The sequence below is a fragment of the Streptococcus sp. WM07 genome (assembly GCF_004570525.1).
Classification (GTDB): domain Bacteria; phylum Bacillota; class Bacilli; order Lactobacillales; family Streptococcaceae; genus Streptococcus.
In genome coordinates this window covers 1-12952 of record NZ_SPPZ01000051.1, presented here as the reverse complement: position 1 = coordinate 12952, position 12952 = coordinate 1, and the positions used below count along the sequence as shown (strand labels likewise).

Sequence of the window (12952 nt, the reverse complement as noted above, 5' to 3'; positions counted from 1 at the left end):
ATATAGCTGGTGGAGTTGTGAAGAATCTGACGATGAAACGTTTTCGGAAACTGTTTGTGAATATAGTTGGAAAGTCTGTAAAAAGTGCTAGAAGACAAGTTCTAAAACTGTCTAACCTCTATTCTCTTAAGGAGGAGTTTCGAACTCTTTTTGAACGAATTTCTAGCTTAAATTTCTCGCTCCCCATTCTTTATGAAGCAAGAGATGGAAGTCCACCTTTGTTAGGAAATTAAGATGTTAAATAGTATACATTTTTAAAAATATATAGTTGCACCAAGGGCGGAGTCTGCCTTTTTTAGGGTTATAAGGTACTGAATACATTTTTATCCCTAGAACAATTTGGTGAATAATAAAAATCATCAGAAATTCCAATTGGTTATTGGTTGTTTCTGATGATTTTTTAGGCATTTACACAGATTCTTCTGAGGTATGAATAATTTGGGTTTATTGCTGTGTTAGCTCGTCTTGCCGTATTTTTTTGAAAGTTTTATCAGCAAGCTCAAAATAATCTCCCTCAGAGATTTTGAACTGTCTACGATTCGCGACTTTGTGCTGAAAATAAACTAAAAGACAATATTCATATGCTTCTTAGACCTTCTTCCTGTTTGGGCTACAAACGATGAAGGGTGACTTTGTGTAAGCCCAAATTGAATTGGAATAAAAAAATTAAGCCTTAAGCTTGCTTTAAGGTGAACAGGTTATACTAGACTCACAAGTTAAGAAGAGTTTCTTAACTTGACTCCTAAAATTTTTCTTTTTCATAATAATCTCCAAATAAGCCAGAGGTCGTGTTAGCTCCTGGTTTGTTTTTGTTTACTTTGGTTTTATTCTGATCTTATGGGAGATTATCTTCTGGTTTATTTAAGTCAATTTGTTTTTAAACTACTTGGTTCACGGGTGGTTCTTTTTTACCTCGCAAGCTCGGTATCCGCCCCTCTAGCTCAGATTGTTCGCAGAGGAGGCGGACATGATAATCTCCAAGGAAGAGCTGCATATTGAGTGCAGTTCTTCTTTTTTGTTGATTCTGCGAATGAGGATATTTTTAGGATAGAATTCGAATAAACTGGTAGAGAGTTGAACACAAGGCAGTTCAAAAATTTTTGATAAGACTGGAAAACATTTGAAAAAAATATGTGTTTTGATTCGCAAATGTTTTAAACAAATGTATACTGTAATTAAAGATAAAGGAAGGAAATAGGCCGATGACCACGAGGCGGGAAATTGAAAAGTCAGCAAAAAAGCGGACTTCTCTCCAACCGATAAAGGCAAAGGCTCTTACACCTTGTGGCAACACCCTGACGGTAGGACATTGCTTATCAGCAACCCTAAGCAGAAAGATTATAAAGCTGGCACACTTTCCAAAATGCTTAGTGTCCTGAATCAAGGCGAAAATGGGGAATGATTCTCCTTGCCATGGATTGCTTATCGGCTTATGTAAAATGATTATGAAATACACTTATCTAGCACTATTTGAAGAAGATGTAGAACAAGGTGGATACTCCATCTAGTTTCAAAGCGCTCGCTAGCAAGTTAGTGAGTGATGGCGATATAATTCAAGCTATTACCGTAGATACTGAGTTGGTTCGTGAGCGGGAACGTTCTAAAGTGGTGAACAAAACAGTTACTCTTTCAAGTTGGCTTGTTGAAGTTGGGAAAGAAAACAAAATTAATTTTAGTCAACTTTTGCAGAAAGCGATTAGAGAAGAGTTGCAAGTTTGAGCCTAGACAATCAGCAAGATTTTTTTATTTAAATTTGCCTATCTCGGAAAAATGTTATACAATGTATTACATGGAAGGGGGTGGATAATATGGCCATGGTATCATTGAGATTAAACAAAGCAGAAGAAGAATTATTTAAAAGCTATTCAACACATACAGGGAAAACCTTATCAGAATTATTTAAAACAGCATTGAAAGAGCAAATAGAAGACAAGTTAGATTATGAAAGAGGTATCCAAGCCTTAGAGGATTTTGAAAAGAATCCAGTCACCTACTCAATAGATGATATTATAGAGGAGTTTGAAAATGACTTATAGGCTTGTAGTCAGTGAAGAGGTAAAAAAGCAACTCAAAAAGATGGATAAGCATGTCAGACTGATGTTGGTTAAAGATATGAAAAAACGTCTTGATGGCTTGGAAAACCCTAGACAGATTGGCAAAGCTTTAGTGGGAAATAAAAAAGATTTATGGCGCTACAGGCTTGGCAATTATCGGATTATCTGTGATATTCGAGATAATGAAATGATTGTATTAGCCGTTGAGGTTGGTCACAGGAAAGAGATTTATAAATAATTTGGAGGAATTGCCTAAGGTTATTTTTTAGTACGATAGGGCTATCATGATTCGTGGGTATCTGTGAGCTGTTCAGTTCTTTAAGACATATCCAAATTGTGCACGCACTGCGTGCACAATTGAACTGGATGCAATATCGTACGCTTTCTGGTATTTCAGATGATTCTAAGCGAGAGTGTTATAGTCTTGGGTTGGTTCATACTCTTTGGAAATCAAATTTAACCGTTGTCAGGTCAGACAGTCTGGTAGACTGTCTGAGATTCTAGTTGAAAAAACGAAGTTTTTGTCAACTTTGCCGTACCTATTTGAAACTTTCTTCGAAAGTTTTATCAGTAAACTCGAAACCTATTCCAGAGATTTTGAGATGTCTACGGCTTACTTCCTAGTTTAAGATTGATTTTCATTGAGTATCAGAATAATTTTGATCAGATTTAAGATATGAGAGGTGGTTACTCTCTTGCTGTATTGATGGATTCTATTGTGATGATCTCATGAAGATTTGGGGCAGTTGCAAATGTACGTGAATGATTATGATCGAAATGAAAAACAACACGATTGCCAAATTTTGGTGGTCGTGTTGTTTTGTTCATTTTTTTACTATCTGTAAAAAATCCCTAGGTGAAAACATAGTTGGGCTTGTGTCCACCTTGTTGATTGATGTAAAGTGTGGGCATATAAGATCCTCTCATAGCTATCTGAAGCCAACTGCTTTATGATAAGGAGGTTGTCGTTCTTGCCAGTATAAACCGTGTTTTTCAACTAGCTTTTGAACTTCCTTTTTATGTCCATAGAAGGATAGGTAGAGGCGGAAGGAGGAGTCGAATTGGATGGAGACAGAACCTGTATTTATCCAAGTATTAAATCTACCTTTGAAAATTAATTGGAATAAGGTTGAGAAATCTTTTTTGGGGATGATGAATGGTTCTAAAATCCGATCTTCTACATTTTCGTCATATTCCTGCAATTTTTGGAATAATACTTCTTCTTGAGAAGTGAAGTACTGGGCAGGCACTCCGAGTTCTTGAATAGTAGTGAATTCTAGACCTCCATTGATGGATAGTTGATTTACCTGGAAATACTTCAAAAAATCTAAAACCAGCTGGAGGTATTTTTGTTCCACAGTTTGGTACTCTGCCCAAACCAGTCCATTCTCAATTTCGTTAAAATGACTCCATTCAGTATAGGTACGATTCAAAGGGTCATCTTTGGAGATACGAAGGTCATGGTGATAGTCACCTGGTGGATTGATAAGTCCATTATTCCAAGTAAATCCAAAAGCAACTTTATTATCTTCATCCTCAGGGTAGTAGTGATTTTTGGAAGGTCGCCAAAATAATCCATGCCTTTTAATAATGTTTGTAATGTAATGTAAGGCAGATTTATCTGCTATTTTTATGGACATATAGTAGTCGTAGTCAAAGTAAATAGTGATAGTGGTATTAGATAAACTACAGTCAATACTTTCACGTAAATTGAGACGGATAATATCAGCAATCTCATTTCGGTTTACTATGAGTCCTTTATCTAATTTTTGATAAAGTTGACTCTGAGTAGAGGTTAGTCGTCCATGTTTTTGGTGGTAACGTAGACTAAAAAATTTTGAGCACCAATCAACTGTCAGATTTTGGACATGAAGGAATTGTAAAAGTTCTTGAATTGTGCTGACATAACGGTCTTCTTCTTGAAGGTAGCTTTGGTAGGTTAAAAGCTGCCCATGAAATTTTTGACCGATATCTGATATGGAAGTCCAGTCATCAATATAAGTTGGATCATCTAGATTATATTTATAGATGTCAATTTCTAACATGTCTTCTCCTGATGTATTAATTTATTATAGTTTATTTGTTTCTAGTCAATGAAAATCAAAAATAATCGAGGAAATGATGCCTATAATGGAACTAAGACCTATCGAGGCGAGTTAACAATTGATAGTTTTGCTTTTTAAAGAGTATTTACTTTTAGGATAAAATAGGGGGGTGTTAGGATGATTGAATGAGGCAACAAAAATATTATGAAATTAAATTTCATTAGTCAGCTATACGATTTAGGTATTTATCATAAGTTCCTTTCCGAGCTTTCTTATCTAACAATTTTTCTTTGGTATCTGCACCCTGCCAGTATCCTCCTTTATGACTAGCATGGTCGGGAGATATAAAATTAGGACCTTTGCCTTTTACACGTTCATAAATTGGCATACCATGTTTACCTCTCTCATTTACTTTCTTATACCCTAATTCTTTAGCAAGTTTTGTAGTTTCTGGAGAGGGCACATAGCCAATAATCACTCTCTGCCCAGGATGGATCGTGAAATTTGAAATGTTATTCCATTCTACCAGTTCATCCATTGTGATGCCATATTTTTGGGCTATGAGCCAAACGGATTCACCGGCTTGGACGGTATGAGTTGTATGTCCGGAAAATGGTGCTTGTGTTGGTTGTTTGAGAATGAGGACTTCGCCTGGATGGATGGTAAAGTTTGAAATATTGTTCCACTTAACCAAATCATCCATGGAGACACCATGGTCTTTAGCGATTCTCCAAACAGAGTCTCCAGCTTTGACCGTATAGAGCGCGCACCAAGTTGAGGTAATGGTTGTTTGGTAATCACGGGTGGTAAGGGATTGAGGGGAGGTTGGGTTGTGATGAGGGAGTCTCCCGGATGGATGGTAAAGTTTGTGACTTTATTCCATTTTACTAGATCATCAATTGTAATTCCGTGTTCTCTGGCAATTTTCCAGATGGAATCTCCAGCTTTAACAATATATTGGGCTTTTTTAGCAGCTGATTTTGACTTGATATAAACTTTTTGTCCTGGGTGAATGGTATCATGCTTGATGTTATTCCAAGCTCTAAAATCAGCCATGGAGATATTGTATTTTTGAGAGATGGACCAGACAGAGACAGATTCGTTAGGTAATACTTGGTGTTGTAAGCCGTTATTGATAAGAGTGTCTGGCTTTAGCAAAACCTTTTGCACTGGGTGGATGAGTCCGTTTGTAAGTCCATTCCAAGTGATGAGGTCATTCATTTTAATGTTGTATTTTTGAGAGATAGACCAGACAGATTCATTGGGAAGGACGGTATATTTTTTACCGGATAAATCATAGACGGGAAGTTTGAGACTACCTGTATAATAAAAGACATTGGCAGCAACTTGACCATAGGCGCGTGTTGGTGCAGTATATCCTCCTGTGTACTGAGGAGTGTAGGAGTAGTTTGGTGAATAGCCATAGGACTGACTTGGCTGATAGGTATAGTTTTGAATTGCATAGTGGCCAGGTGCAGTGTAAGTATAACTTTGAGCTTGACTGATCGATTGAATTCTAGCTTGATTGTTAACATAGCTCTTTGCCATAGCAGCGTATTGAGCTTGTTGACGTTGATGGGCTTGAGCACGAGCTTGATTGTAACTCTGTTTAGCATTATTTGCTCCTAAGTAAGCAAGTGTAGCAGTAGCAATGACACCGGCTGTTGCTTTTGTAGCTGCAATAAGTGCTGGCCCGTATGCCCATATTAGTGGGATAGCAAGTGGATTTCTAAAAGCAGAGTTTTTACTCAGATTCTCTGTTTCTTGGGCTTTTTTTTGAGTTAACTTTAAAATAGTTTGTGCAAAAGCTTCTTCGTTAGAGGCAGTGTCCTGTATGTTCTTGAATTCTTCTTCGGTGCTGTTTAGAATTAAGGTGTCAACAAGATTCCTAAAATCTTGTTGGGCTTGCACAGTCTGGTAGAAGGATTTTAGTTTCGTTTCAAATTCAACTAAATTAGAGGTTTCTTCCAGTTCCTTTTTCTGTTCTGGAGTCAAGGTATTCTTGAATTCTTCCAACTCTTTCAAACTATATTCTTCATTAATTTGACGAATGAGAATACTTTCTAAAATTTTTTGTTTGCTTTCTATATTTGAACTAGCTTCCAATAATTGATGTTCTTCCAGTGTTAGATTGGCAAGGTACTGCTTCGCCTTGTCCTCGAATTCAGCCGCAGCTTTTTGTGAATTGCTTGGCTGACTACTTCGGAATGGGGGTGTTGGGAGTTGAAATTTCTGCTTCTGGGAGTTTCGTTGTTACATTGATTTCGGTGACAAGATTGTTTTTAGCTGATTGAGAATGCATATTTGCTTCAGGGATTTGTTGGGAAATATCTAACTCGGAAGGAGTTGGGGTATCTTGGGGCAAGGTTGGTGGGACATTGTAGTGATTAGATTCAGGAACTTGGAATGTAGAATTGTCATCTGTTGTGGGTTCGAGCTGATTGGTTGGGATCTCTATATCAGCTAGTGTCGTTTTTTCATCTGCAGATACAGTATCTGTGATGAATTCTGTATTAGCAAGGAATAATAAGGTGCTCGATAGTAACAGAGTACGATAAATATGTTTATGTTTCATAATAACTTCCTAAATCAATTCTAGGTGTGAGGATTTCCCCATAAGCAAAATGTAATCGGTATCACTAGTGAACACATTCACTTTAACAAAAAAATGAATAATATGTAAACAATATAAAAACATTTTTAATAGAGTATTTTTTTGTAATGTTTCTGATTGTTACCTAAGATTTTTTGAGCTAATTCGCTATTTTTTCAATTACCCTAATTCCTTGCTTCCTCTAGGTCTGTGCTATAATTGTCTTATGGAAAATAAGAAAAAATTACTACTCATTGATGGGTCTTCTGTAGCCTTTCGGGCTTTTTTTGCCCTTTATCAGCAGTTGGATCGGTTTAAGGCACCGTCTGGTTTGCACACCAATGCGATTTACGGTTTTCAGTTGATGTTGTCGCATCTCTTGGAGCGGGTGCAGCCGAGTCATGTCTTGGTGGCTTTTGATGCGGGCAAGACCACTTTTCGGACAGAGATGTTTGCGGATTATAAGGGTGGTCGGGCTAAGACCCCGGATGAGTTTCGGGAGCAGTTTCCTTTTATTCGGCAGTTGCTGGAGGTTCAGGGGATTCGCCATTATGAGCTGGAGAATTATGAGGCGGATGATATTATCGGAACTTTGGATAAATTAGCTGAGGGTGCTAATTTTGAGGTCACCATTGTTTCGGGTGATAAGGATTTGATTCAGTTGACCGATACCAATACGGTTGTTGAGATTTCGAAAAAAGGAGTAGCGGAATTTGAAGCCTACACCCCAGACTATTTGATGGAAAAAATGGGGATTACTCCTGCCCAGTTCATTGATTTAAAGGCCTTGATGGGGGATAAGTCAGATAATATTCCAGGGGTGACCAAGATTGGGGAAAAGACAGGTCTCAAGCTCTTGGCAGAGTACGGATCGCTTGAGGGAATCTATGAAAACTTGGACGGAATGAAGCAGTCCAAGATGAAGGAGAACCTCGTCAATGACCGCGAACAGGCCTTCCTATCTAAGACCTTGGCGACTATTAATACCCAATCACCAATTACGATTGGCTTGGAAGATCTGGTTTACCAAGGTCCGGATGTGCCAGCCCTGGGACAATTTTATGAGGATATGGGCTTCCTACAATTGAAGCAGCAGTTAGAGCAATCTGATGGAGCTTCAAAACCGGTGGAGCATGCTCCTTATCAGGTGGTGGCAGAGCCAAGGCCTGAAATGTTTGAAGAACAAACCTTCTTGCACCTCGAGTTATTGGGAGAAAATTACCATACAGAGCCAATCCAAGGTGTGGTTTGGGGTACTAAAGATCAGATTTATGTTGGTCAGTCTCCAGTTGTTTTGGAAAATCCTGTGTTTCAAGACTTCTTGCGGCGGATTCCTTTATATGTTTATGACTTTAAGAAGGTTCAGGTTTTATTAGACCGGTATGGTCTGGACTTGCCTTTACCAGCCTTTGACAGTCGTTTGGCCAAATACCTCTTGTCCACGGTTGAAGACAACCAGATTTCGACTATTGCGCGTTTATACGGCAGTCGTCCTTTGGTAGAGGATGAGGTGATTTATGGTAAGGGTGTCAAACGGGCTATTCCGGAGGAGGAAGTCTTCTTCCAGCACCTGGCTGATAAACTAGCCGTTTTGGTGGACACACAGGAGTCTCTTCAAAGCCAATTGGTGGAGCAGGAGCAATGGCCTCTCTTGGTAGACATGGAGCAGCCATTAGCTAAGGTTTTGGCTAAAATGGAACTGGCAGGCATCAAGGTTCAACGTGAAACATTAGAAGAGATGCAGGTTGAGAATCAGTCGGTTATTGAGGGCTTGACGCAGGAAATCTACGACTTGGCGGGCGAGGAATTCAACATCAATTCGCCTAAGCAGTTGGGTGTGATTCTCTTTGAGAAGATGGGCTTGCCTTTGGAGTACACCAAGAAAACCAAGACCGGCTATTCGACTGCGGTTGATGTCTTGGAACGGTTAGCGCCAATTGCACCGATTGTGGCCAAGATTCTGGATTACCGTCAGATTACCAAGTTGCAATCGACCTATGTTGTAGGCTTGCAGGATTCCATCTTAGAGGATGGCAAGATCCATACGCGCTATGTTCAGGATTTGACCCAGACAGGACGTCTATCTAGTACGGATCCCAACCTGCAAAATATCCCGATTCGTTTGGAGCAGGGACGTTTGATTCGAAAGGCTTTTGTCCCTTCTTTTGACGATGCTGTCTTGGTAAGCTCGGATTATTCTCAGATTGAATTACGAGTCCTAGCGCATATTTCTCAGGATGAGCATTTGATTCAGGCCTTTAAGGATGGATTAGATATCCATACTTCCACAGCTATGCGGGTCTTTGGGCGTGCTTCAGCAGAAGAGGTGACTGACTTGGATCGTCGCAATGCCAAGGCGGTTAACTTTGGTGTTGTGTATGGCATTTCAGATTTCGGACTTGCCAATAATCTCGGGATTACGCGTGCTGAAGCCAAGGAGTACATTGAAACCTATTTTGAGCGGTATCCTGGAATTAAGAACTACATGGATCGTATTGTTCGTGAGGCACGTGATCAAGGTTATGTGGAAACGATCTTCCATCGCCGTCGGGCTTTGCCAGATATCCATGCTCGAAATTTCCAAGTACGCTCTTTTGCAGAACGAACAGCGATTAATTCCCCAATCCAGGGATCTGCTGCGGATATCCTTAAAATCGCCATGATCAATCTAGATCGGGCCTTGGTAGAAGGAAACTATGCTAGTCGTATGTTATTACAAGTGCATGATGAGATTGTCCTTGAGGTTCCAGAGTCAGAAGTTCAAGCTGTTTCCGATCTCTTGAAAGAAGTCATGGAAACAGCTATCCAACTAGCTGTTCCACTTGTTGCAGACGGCAGCACTGGAGCAACTTGGTATGAAGCCAAGTGATAAAAAGATAAGGGAAATCTTTTGAGGACGAGATTTCTTTAGGACATTAGTTGTTCCTATTATAGTTTTCTGAAAGAAGATCCGTACGGATTCCTTCTCAAGATAGTATAGAGAGCTTTGGCGTGCAGAGATTACGGAGGTATCGATGTGGCTAGAAAAACCATTGACCAGATGACTTGGACTAGTATTTACCAGGCATATCTGAATAAGGTTCAACGAAAAGAACGCAGTCAGGACGAATTGGATAACATCTTAAGCTGGTTAACAGGCTATAGTCCTCAAGAGCTTCAGGAGGTTTCCGATATCCGAACAGTAGCGGATTTTTATCGGGAAAGTCCTGCGTGGAATCCAGCTGCAAGTGCTGTCACAGGAATTATTTGTGGTGTTAAAATTCAAGAACTGACAGATCCCTTGATGAAGCAGATTCGTATAACAGATAAGTTAGTAGATGAATTGGCCAAGGGACGTCCCTTAGAAAAAATCCGGAGGTCTTAATATGCTTGTAATAGATCCTTCCGTCCTTAAAAAAATACTAGAAGAAAGTCAGACCATTGCGGTGGTAGGACTTTCTCCTCGAGAAGATGCCATCAGTCATCGAGTGGCTAGGTATCTTCAAAAAGAGGGATATCGTGTAATTCCTGTCAACCCTCGTGCCATTGATCAATTAATTCTTGGAGAGCAAGTCTATCCGACTGTATCCAGTATTCCCTATCCGGTGGATATTGTAAATGTTTTTCGTCGGAGTGAATTTTTGCCGGCAGTTGCAGAGGATTCTGTAAAAGCCCATGCAAAAGTATTCTGGGCCCAGCAAGGGCTTTTCAGTCAGGAAGCCTTGGATATATTGAATCAAGCAGGGATTGTGACTGTCGTGATGGACCGTTGTATCAAGGTGGATCACCAGATGTTGGTGGAGGAAACTACCAATTTGGCTTGTGAAATCTAGTAGCTATTAAATGAGAAAAGAACTCCATAGATAAGAGGATTTTGTCCCTCATCTGTGAATAACACCGTAGCTAGCTACGATATTGTAGTTGGCAGTTCCAAGCCCATTATTGGAGAAAGCTACTGTAACCTTCCTTTCGTTTGTGAGTTCAGCTCCATCCGCAGCCCGTTCTCCGACTACGATTCGATCTTGCTCCGTGAAGCCATGGCACCAAAAAAGTCGTCGTCATCCTCTGAAGCATAGGATCTGTAACCTGGCTGTCCCATTTTATCGCCGAACTCTACCATATAGCTGGCTAGTTGTTGAGCTTTATCTTGGTTCCAAAGGGCTTGATTCGTGTCAGTAGAGGTCTTAGTTTTATCTGCCTTGCTAGAACTGCTGGACTTGCTTTGCTCAGTCTGATTGTTACTAGAGTTTATTTGATTGTCATTAACTGATTTCCATAGGAAAAACCGTCCTCGATTCGAGGACGGTCTTGTCTATTAAGCTTCTTTCAAAGCAGTTGTTGTTTTTTCACGTTGTAGTTGTGGAGCTAAGCCCAGTTCTGCTGAAAGCATCCAGATATCTTTTTCGAGATTTCCCTTCGCATCTTCAAAGAGACTATTGGTAACATTGTCTCCCTCTTCATCAGCGATTTCCATTCCTTCTTCGAAAAGTCCTACAAGGTAGTTGAAGATATCAATAACTCGTTTGAGACTGGCTTCAACAGATTTAAACTCACCTGGGACTTCTTCAATATTGGAATGTTGAAGGAATTCAGTTAGAGTTGAATAAGGTTTTCCACCAATGGTGATGAGACGTTCGCTGAGTTCATCTAGAATTTCAGCAAGACCATCCATGTAACGGTCTACTTTTGGATGCCATTCCATAAAACCAGTACCACGCATATACCAGTGCACTTGATGAAGGGCAATACGGGCTGTGTAAAGATCGGCAACGGCTTGGTTTAAGATTTTAGTTGTATTTGTCATAGGGATCTCCTTTTTCTTAGTTTCTGCCTTAATTATAATTATTCTAAATAATAAAGTCAAGAAATTAGATGTATCTAAAAAAAGTTGCACGATTTTAATTTTCAGATAATTTTTAATAAGGACTAGAGGTCTTTTTTATGAATGATGTATAATAAAGAAAGAATACCATAGGAGATTGAGCGATGAATAATTTTGGTCAACTTTTCAAAATGATGCGCACAGCTCGTAATCTATCTTTGAGGGAGGCAACAGGTGGGGAATTTTCTGTTTCAATGCTGTCTCGTTTTGAAAATATGCAAACGGATATTTCTGCTGAGAAACTGTTTCGTTGCCTCGATCACATCTATCTTACAGTACAGGAATTTGAATTTTTGGCAAGAGAGTTTCAAAAATCTGAGTTAACGCTACTTTTGGAGAAGCTAGAATCTTACTCGAATCCGTTCAATTTAACTAAGCTGGAGGAGCTAGCCAAGGCGGAATTGGATAAGATAGCCGTTGATAAGAAGGAGCAATATCATCAGCTGACTTCTACTTTGGTGCGGTCCAGAATCAAAGTCCTCAATGAGACTTATCCCTTGAATGAGCAGGAGATAAATCGTGTGTGTGATTATTTATTCTCAGTGGATAAGTGGGGCCAGTTTGAATTGGTTCTGTTTTCGGAAACTGTCAATTTTTTTGATCCAGAAGCCTATCTCTATTACATCAGAGAAATGGTCCATCGCTCGGATTTCTTTATGCACTCCCCTCAGAATAGCACTTTAATTCAAACATGCTTATTGAATGGTCTTTTTCTTTTTGCGGAAAGAAAAGAGTTAACTTCGGCGTCCTATGTTCTTTCAACTTTAAAAAGTACATTTGGAGATACACGGGATGCCTATTTAAAAATTGTTCTCCTCATCGCAGAAGGATATTATTTATGGCAAAAAGGGGAGTGGGATGGGAAAGTCAAAATAGAGGATGGAATCCATATGTTTGAGCAGTTAAATTATCCCCAGCAAGCAACGTATTACAGAGAAGAATTTAGAGATATTTTGGAAGCAGGGACCTAGGGTCGTTGCTTTTTTTCAATTTTTAAAAATCTTTATTTTTGGAGAAGTATACTGAAGAAAATAAGGAAAGGAGACTATAGAGATGACCAAGTTTATCAAAGGGATTCATCAATTGAAACCAACAAATTCAAATCAAACAATTACAAATGGCTGTACAACTAATAGTTGCTCTTAATACTTAACAAAAAACAAAAATAGCTGTATACTATAAGGTATGAAAGTCGAACTAAATGAATATCAAATTAGCGAATTGAAGCAAGCCCTGAAAGATAAAAAGAATGCACAGCACCATAGGAAAATTCAAGCTCTCATTCTCTACTCTGAATGTCAGAATTTAACAGCAGTAGCTAAATCAGTAGGTTTTGTTCATCAAACTGTACGAAACTTATTGAACCGTTATCTAGAAGGAGGTTTAGAGGCACTCCTTA

General features: G+C 39.3%; 13 protein-coding genes and 2 pseudogenes. 9 read left to right on the top strand and 6 right to left on the bottom strand.

Annotation, left to right across the window (positions count from 1 at the left end):
• From E4T71_RS06855 to E4T71_RS06840, 4 genes and pseudogenes are all read left to right on the top strand, one after another.
• Positions 1 to 233, top strand: a pseudogene (locus E4T71_RS06855) (hypothetical protein); the annotation flags it as partial.
• A gap of 1258 nt (positions 234 to 1491) precedes the next feature.
• Positions 1492 to 1719 (top strand): hypothetical protein, encoded by a 228-nt coding sequence (locus E4T71_RS06850; protein ID WP_228062372.1) that lies wholly within the window; start codon positions 1492 to 1494, stop codon positions 1717 to 1719.
• A gap of 89 nt (positions 1720 to 1808) precedes the next feature.
• Positions 1809 to 2036 carry a type II toxin-antitoxin system RelB family antitoxin gene (gene relB / locus E4T71_RS06845; RefSeq protein ID WP_135038373.1) on the top strand — a complete coding sequence of 76 codons (228 nt, stop codon included), beginning with the start codon at positions 1809 to 1811 and terminating at the stop codon, positions 2034 to 2036.
• Positions 2026 to 2292: a type II toxin-antitoxin system RelE/ParE family toxin gene (locus E4T71_RS06840; RefSeq protein ID WP_135038371.1), complete on the top strand. Its 267-nt coding sequence runs from the start codon at positions 2026 to 2028 to the stop codon at positions 2290 to 2292. Before relB ends, E4T71_RS06840 begins: the two co-directional genes overlap by 11 nt.
• A 691-nt stretch (positions 2293 to 2983) precedes the next feature.
• Here the strand turns inward: E4T71_RS06840 and E4T71_RS06835 are convergent.
• From E4T71_RS06835 to E4T71_RS06820, 4 genes and pseudogenes are all read right to left on the bottom strand, one after another.
• A complete protein-coding gene (locus tag E4T71_RS06835) occupies positions 2984 to 4099 on the bottom strand; it encodes a hypothetical protein (protein ID WP_135038369.1) in 1116 nt (371 codons plus the stop codon).
• 220 nt (positions 4100 to 4319) lie between these two features.
• On the bottom strand, positions 4320 to 4637 hold the full coding sequence (locus tag E4T71_RS06830) for a toxin C-terminal domain-containing protein (RefSeq protein ID WP_228062371.1): 318 nt from the start codon (positions 4635 to 4637) through the stop codon (positions 4320 to 4322).
• A gap of 308 nt (positions 4638 to 4945) precedes the next feature.
• Positions 4946 to 5647: pseudogene (locus E4T71_RS10560) on the bottom strand (LysM peptidoglycan-binding domain-containing protein); the annotation flags it as partial.
• 649 nt (positions 5648 to 6296) lie between these two features.
• Positions 6297 to 6674 carry a hypothetical protein gene (locus E4T71_RS06820; protein ID WP_135038363.1) on the bottom strand — a complete coding sequence of 126 codons (378 nt, stop codon included), beginning with the start codon at positions 6672 to 6674 and terminating at the stop codon, positions 6297 to 6299.
• 244 nt (positions 6675 to 6918) lie between these two features.
• Here E4T71_RS06820 and polA point away from each other — a divergent pair, with 244 nt between their 5' ends.
• The 3 genes from polA (at position 6919) to E4T71_RS06805 (ending at position 10504) form a co-directional block, all read left to right on the top strand.
• Complete coding sequence (polA, locus tag E4T71_RS06815; RefSeq protein ID WP_135038361.1) at positions 6919 to 9561, top strand: DNA polymerase I; 2643 nt, start codon at positions 6919 to 6921, stop codon at positions 9559 to 9561.
• A gap of 147 nt (positions 9562 to 9708) precedes the next feature.
• Positions 9709 to 10056: a DUF2200 family protein gene (locus E4T71_RS06810; RefSeq protein ID WP_245165713.1), complete on the top strand. Its 348-nt coding sequence runs from the start codon at positions 9709 to 9711 to the stop codon at positions 10054 to 10056.
• Position 10057: 1 nt separating this feature from the next.
• Positions 10058 to 10504 (top strand): CoA-binding protein, encoded by a 447-nt coding sequence (locus E4T71_RS06805; RefSeq protein ID WP_135038359.1) that lies wholly within the window; start codon positions 10058 to 10060, stop codon positions 10502 to 10504.
• A 176-nt stretch (positions 10505 to 10680) separates the two neighbouring features.
• Here E4T71_RS06805 and E4T71_RS10555 read toward each other — a convergent pair whose 3' ends face one another.
• A complete protein-coding gene (locus E4T71_RS10555; RefSeq protein WP_135038375.1) occupies positions 10681 to 10923 on the bottom strand; it encodes a DUF4767 domain-containing protein in 243 nt (80 codons plus the stop codon).
• A 63-nt stretch (positions 10924 to 10986) separates the two neighbouring features.
• Entirely contained in the window at positions 10987 to 11475 is a 489-nt protein-coding gene (locus E4T71_RS06795) for a DNA starvation/stationary phase protection protein (RefSeq protein ID WP_135038357.1), read from the bottom strand.
• 182 nt (positions 11476 to 11657) lie between these two features.
• On the opposite strand from E4T71_RS06795, the gene E4T71_RS06790 reads away from it, so the two are divergent.
• Positions 11658 to 12524 (top strand): Rgg/GadR/MutR family transcriptional regulator, encoded by an 867-nt coding sequence (locus E4T71_RS06790; RefSeq protein WP_135038355.1) that lies wholly within the window; start codon positions 11658 to 11660, stop codon positions 12522 to 12524.
• A 214-nt stretch (positions 12525 to 12738) separates the two neighbouring features.
• Positions 12739 to 12952 (top strand): helix-turn-helix domain-containing protein (locus tag E4T71_RS06785; RefSeq protein ID WP_135034965.1); only part of this gene is annotated, 214 nt, incomplete at its 3' end.

Excerpts from the sequence above, each read along its gene's own strand:
- relB (WP_135038373.1), top strand. The coding sequence starts at position 1,809 with ATGGCCATGGTATCATTGAGATTAAACAAAGCAGAAGAAGAATTATTT.
- E4T71_RS06840 (WP_135038371.1), top strand. The coding sequence starts at position 2,026 with ATGACTTATAGGCTTGTAGTCAGTGAAGAGGTAAAAAAGCAACTCAAA.
- E4T71_RS06835 (WP_135038369.1), bottom strand. The coding sequence starts at position 4,099 with ATGTTAGAAATTGACATCTATAAATATAATCTAGATGATCCAACTTAT.
- E4T71_RS06830 (WP_228062371.1), bottom strand. The coding sequence starts at position 4,637 with ATGGATGAACTGGTAGAATGGAATAACATTTCAAATTTCACGATCCAT.
- E4T71_RS06820 (WP_135038363.1), bottom strand. The coding sequence starts at position 6,674 with ATGAAACATAAACATATTTATCGTACTCTGTTACTATCGAGCACCTTA.
- polA (WP_135038361.1), top strand. The coding sequence starts at position 6,919 with ATGGAAAATAAGAAAAAATTACTACTCATTGATGGGTCTTCTGTAGCC.
- E4T71_RS06805 (WP_135038359.1), top strand. The coding sequence starts at position 10,058 with ATGCTTGTAATAGATCCTTCCGTCCTTAAAAAAATACTAGAAGAAAGT.
- E4T71_RS06795 (WP_135038357.1), bottom strand. The coding sequence starts at position 11,475 with ATGACAAATACAACTAAAATCTTAAACCAAGCCGTTGCCGATCTTTAC.
- E4T71_RS06790 (WP_135038355.1), top strand. The coding sequence starts at position 11,658 with ATGAATAATTTTGGTCAACTTTTCAAAATGATGCGCACAGCTCGTAAT.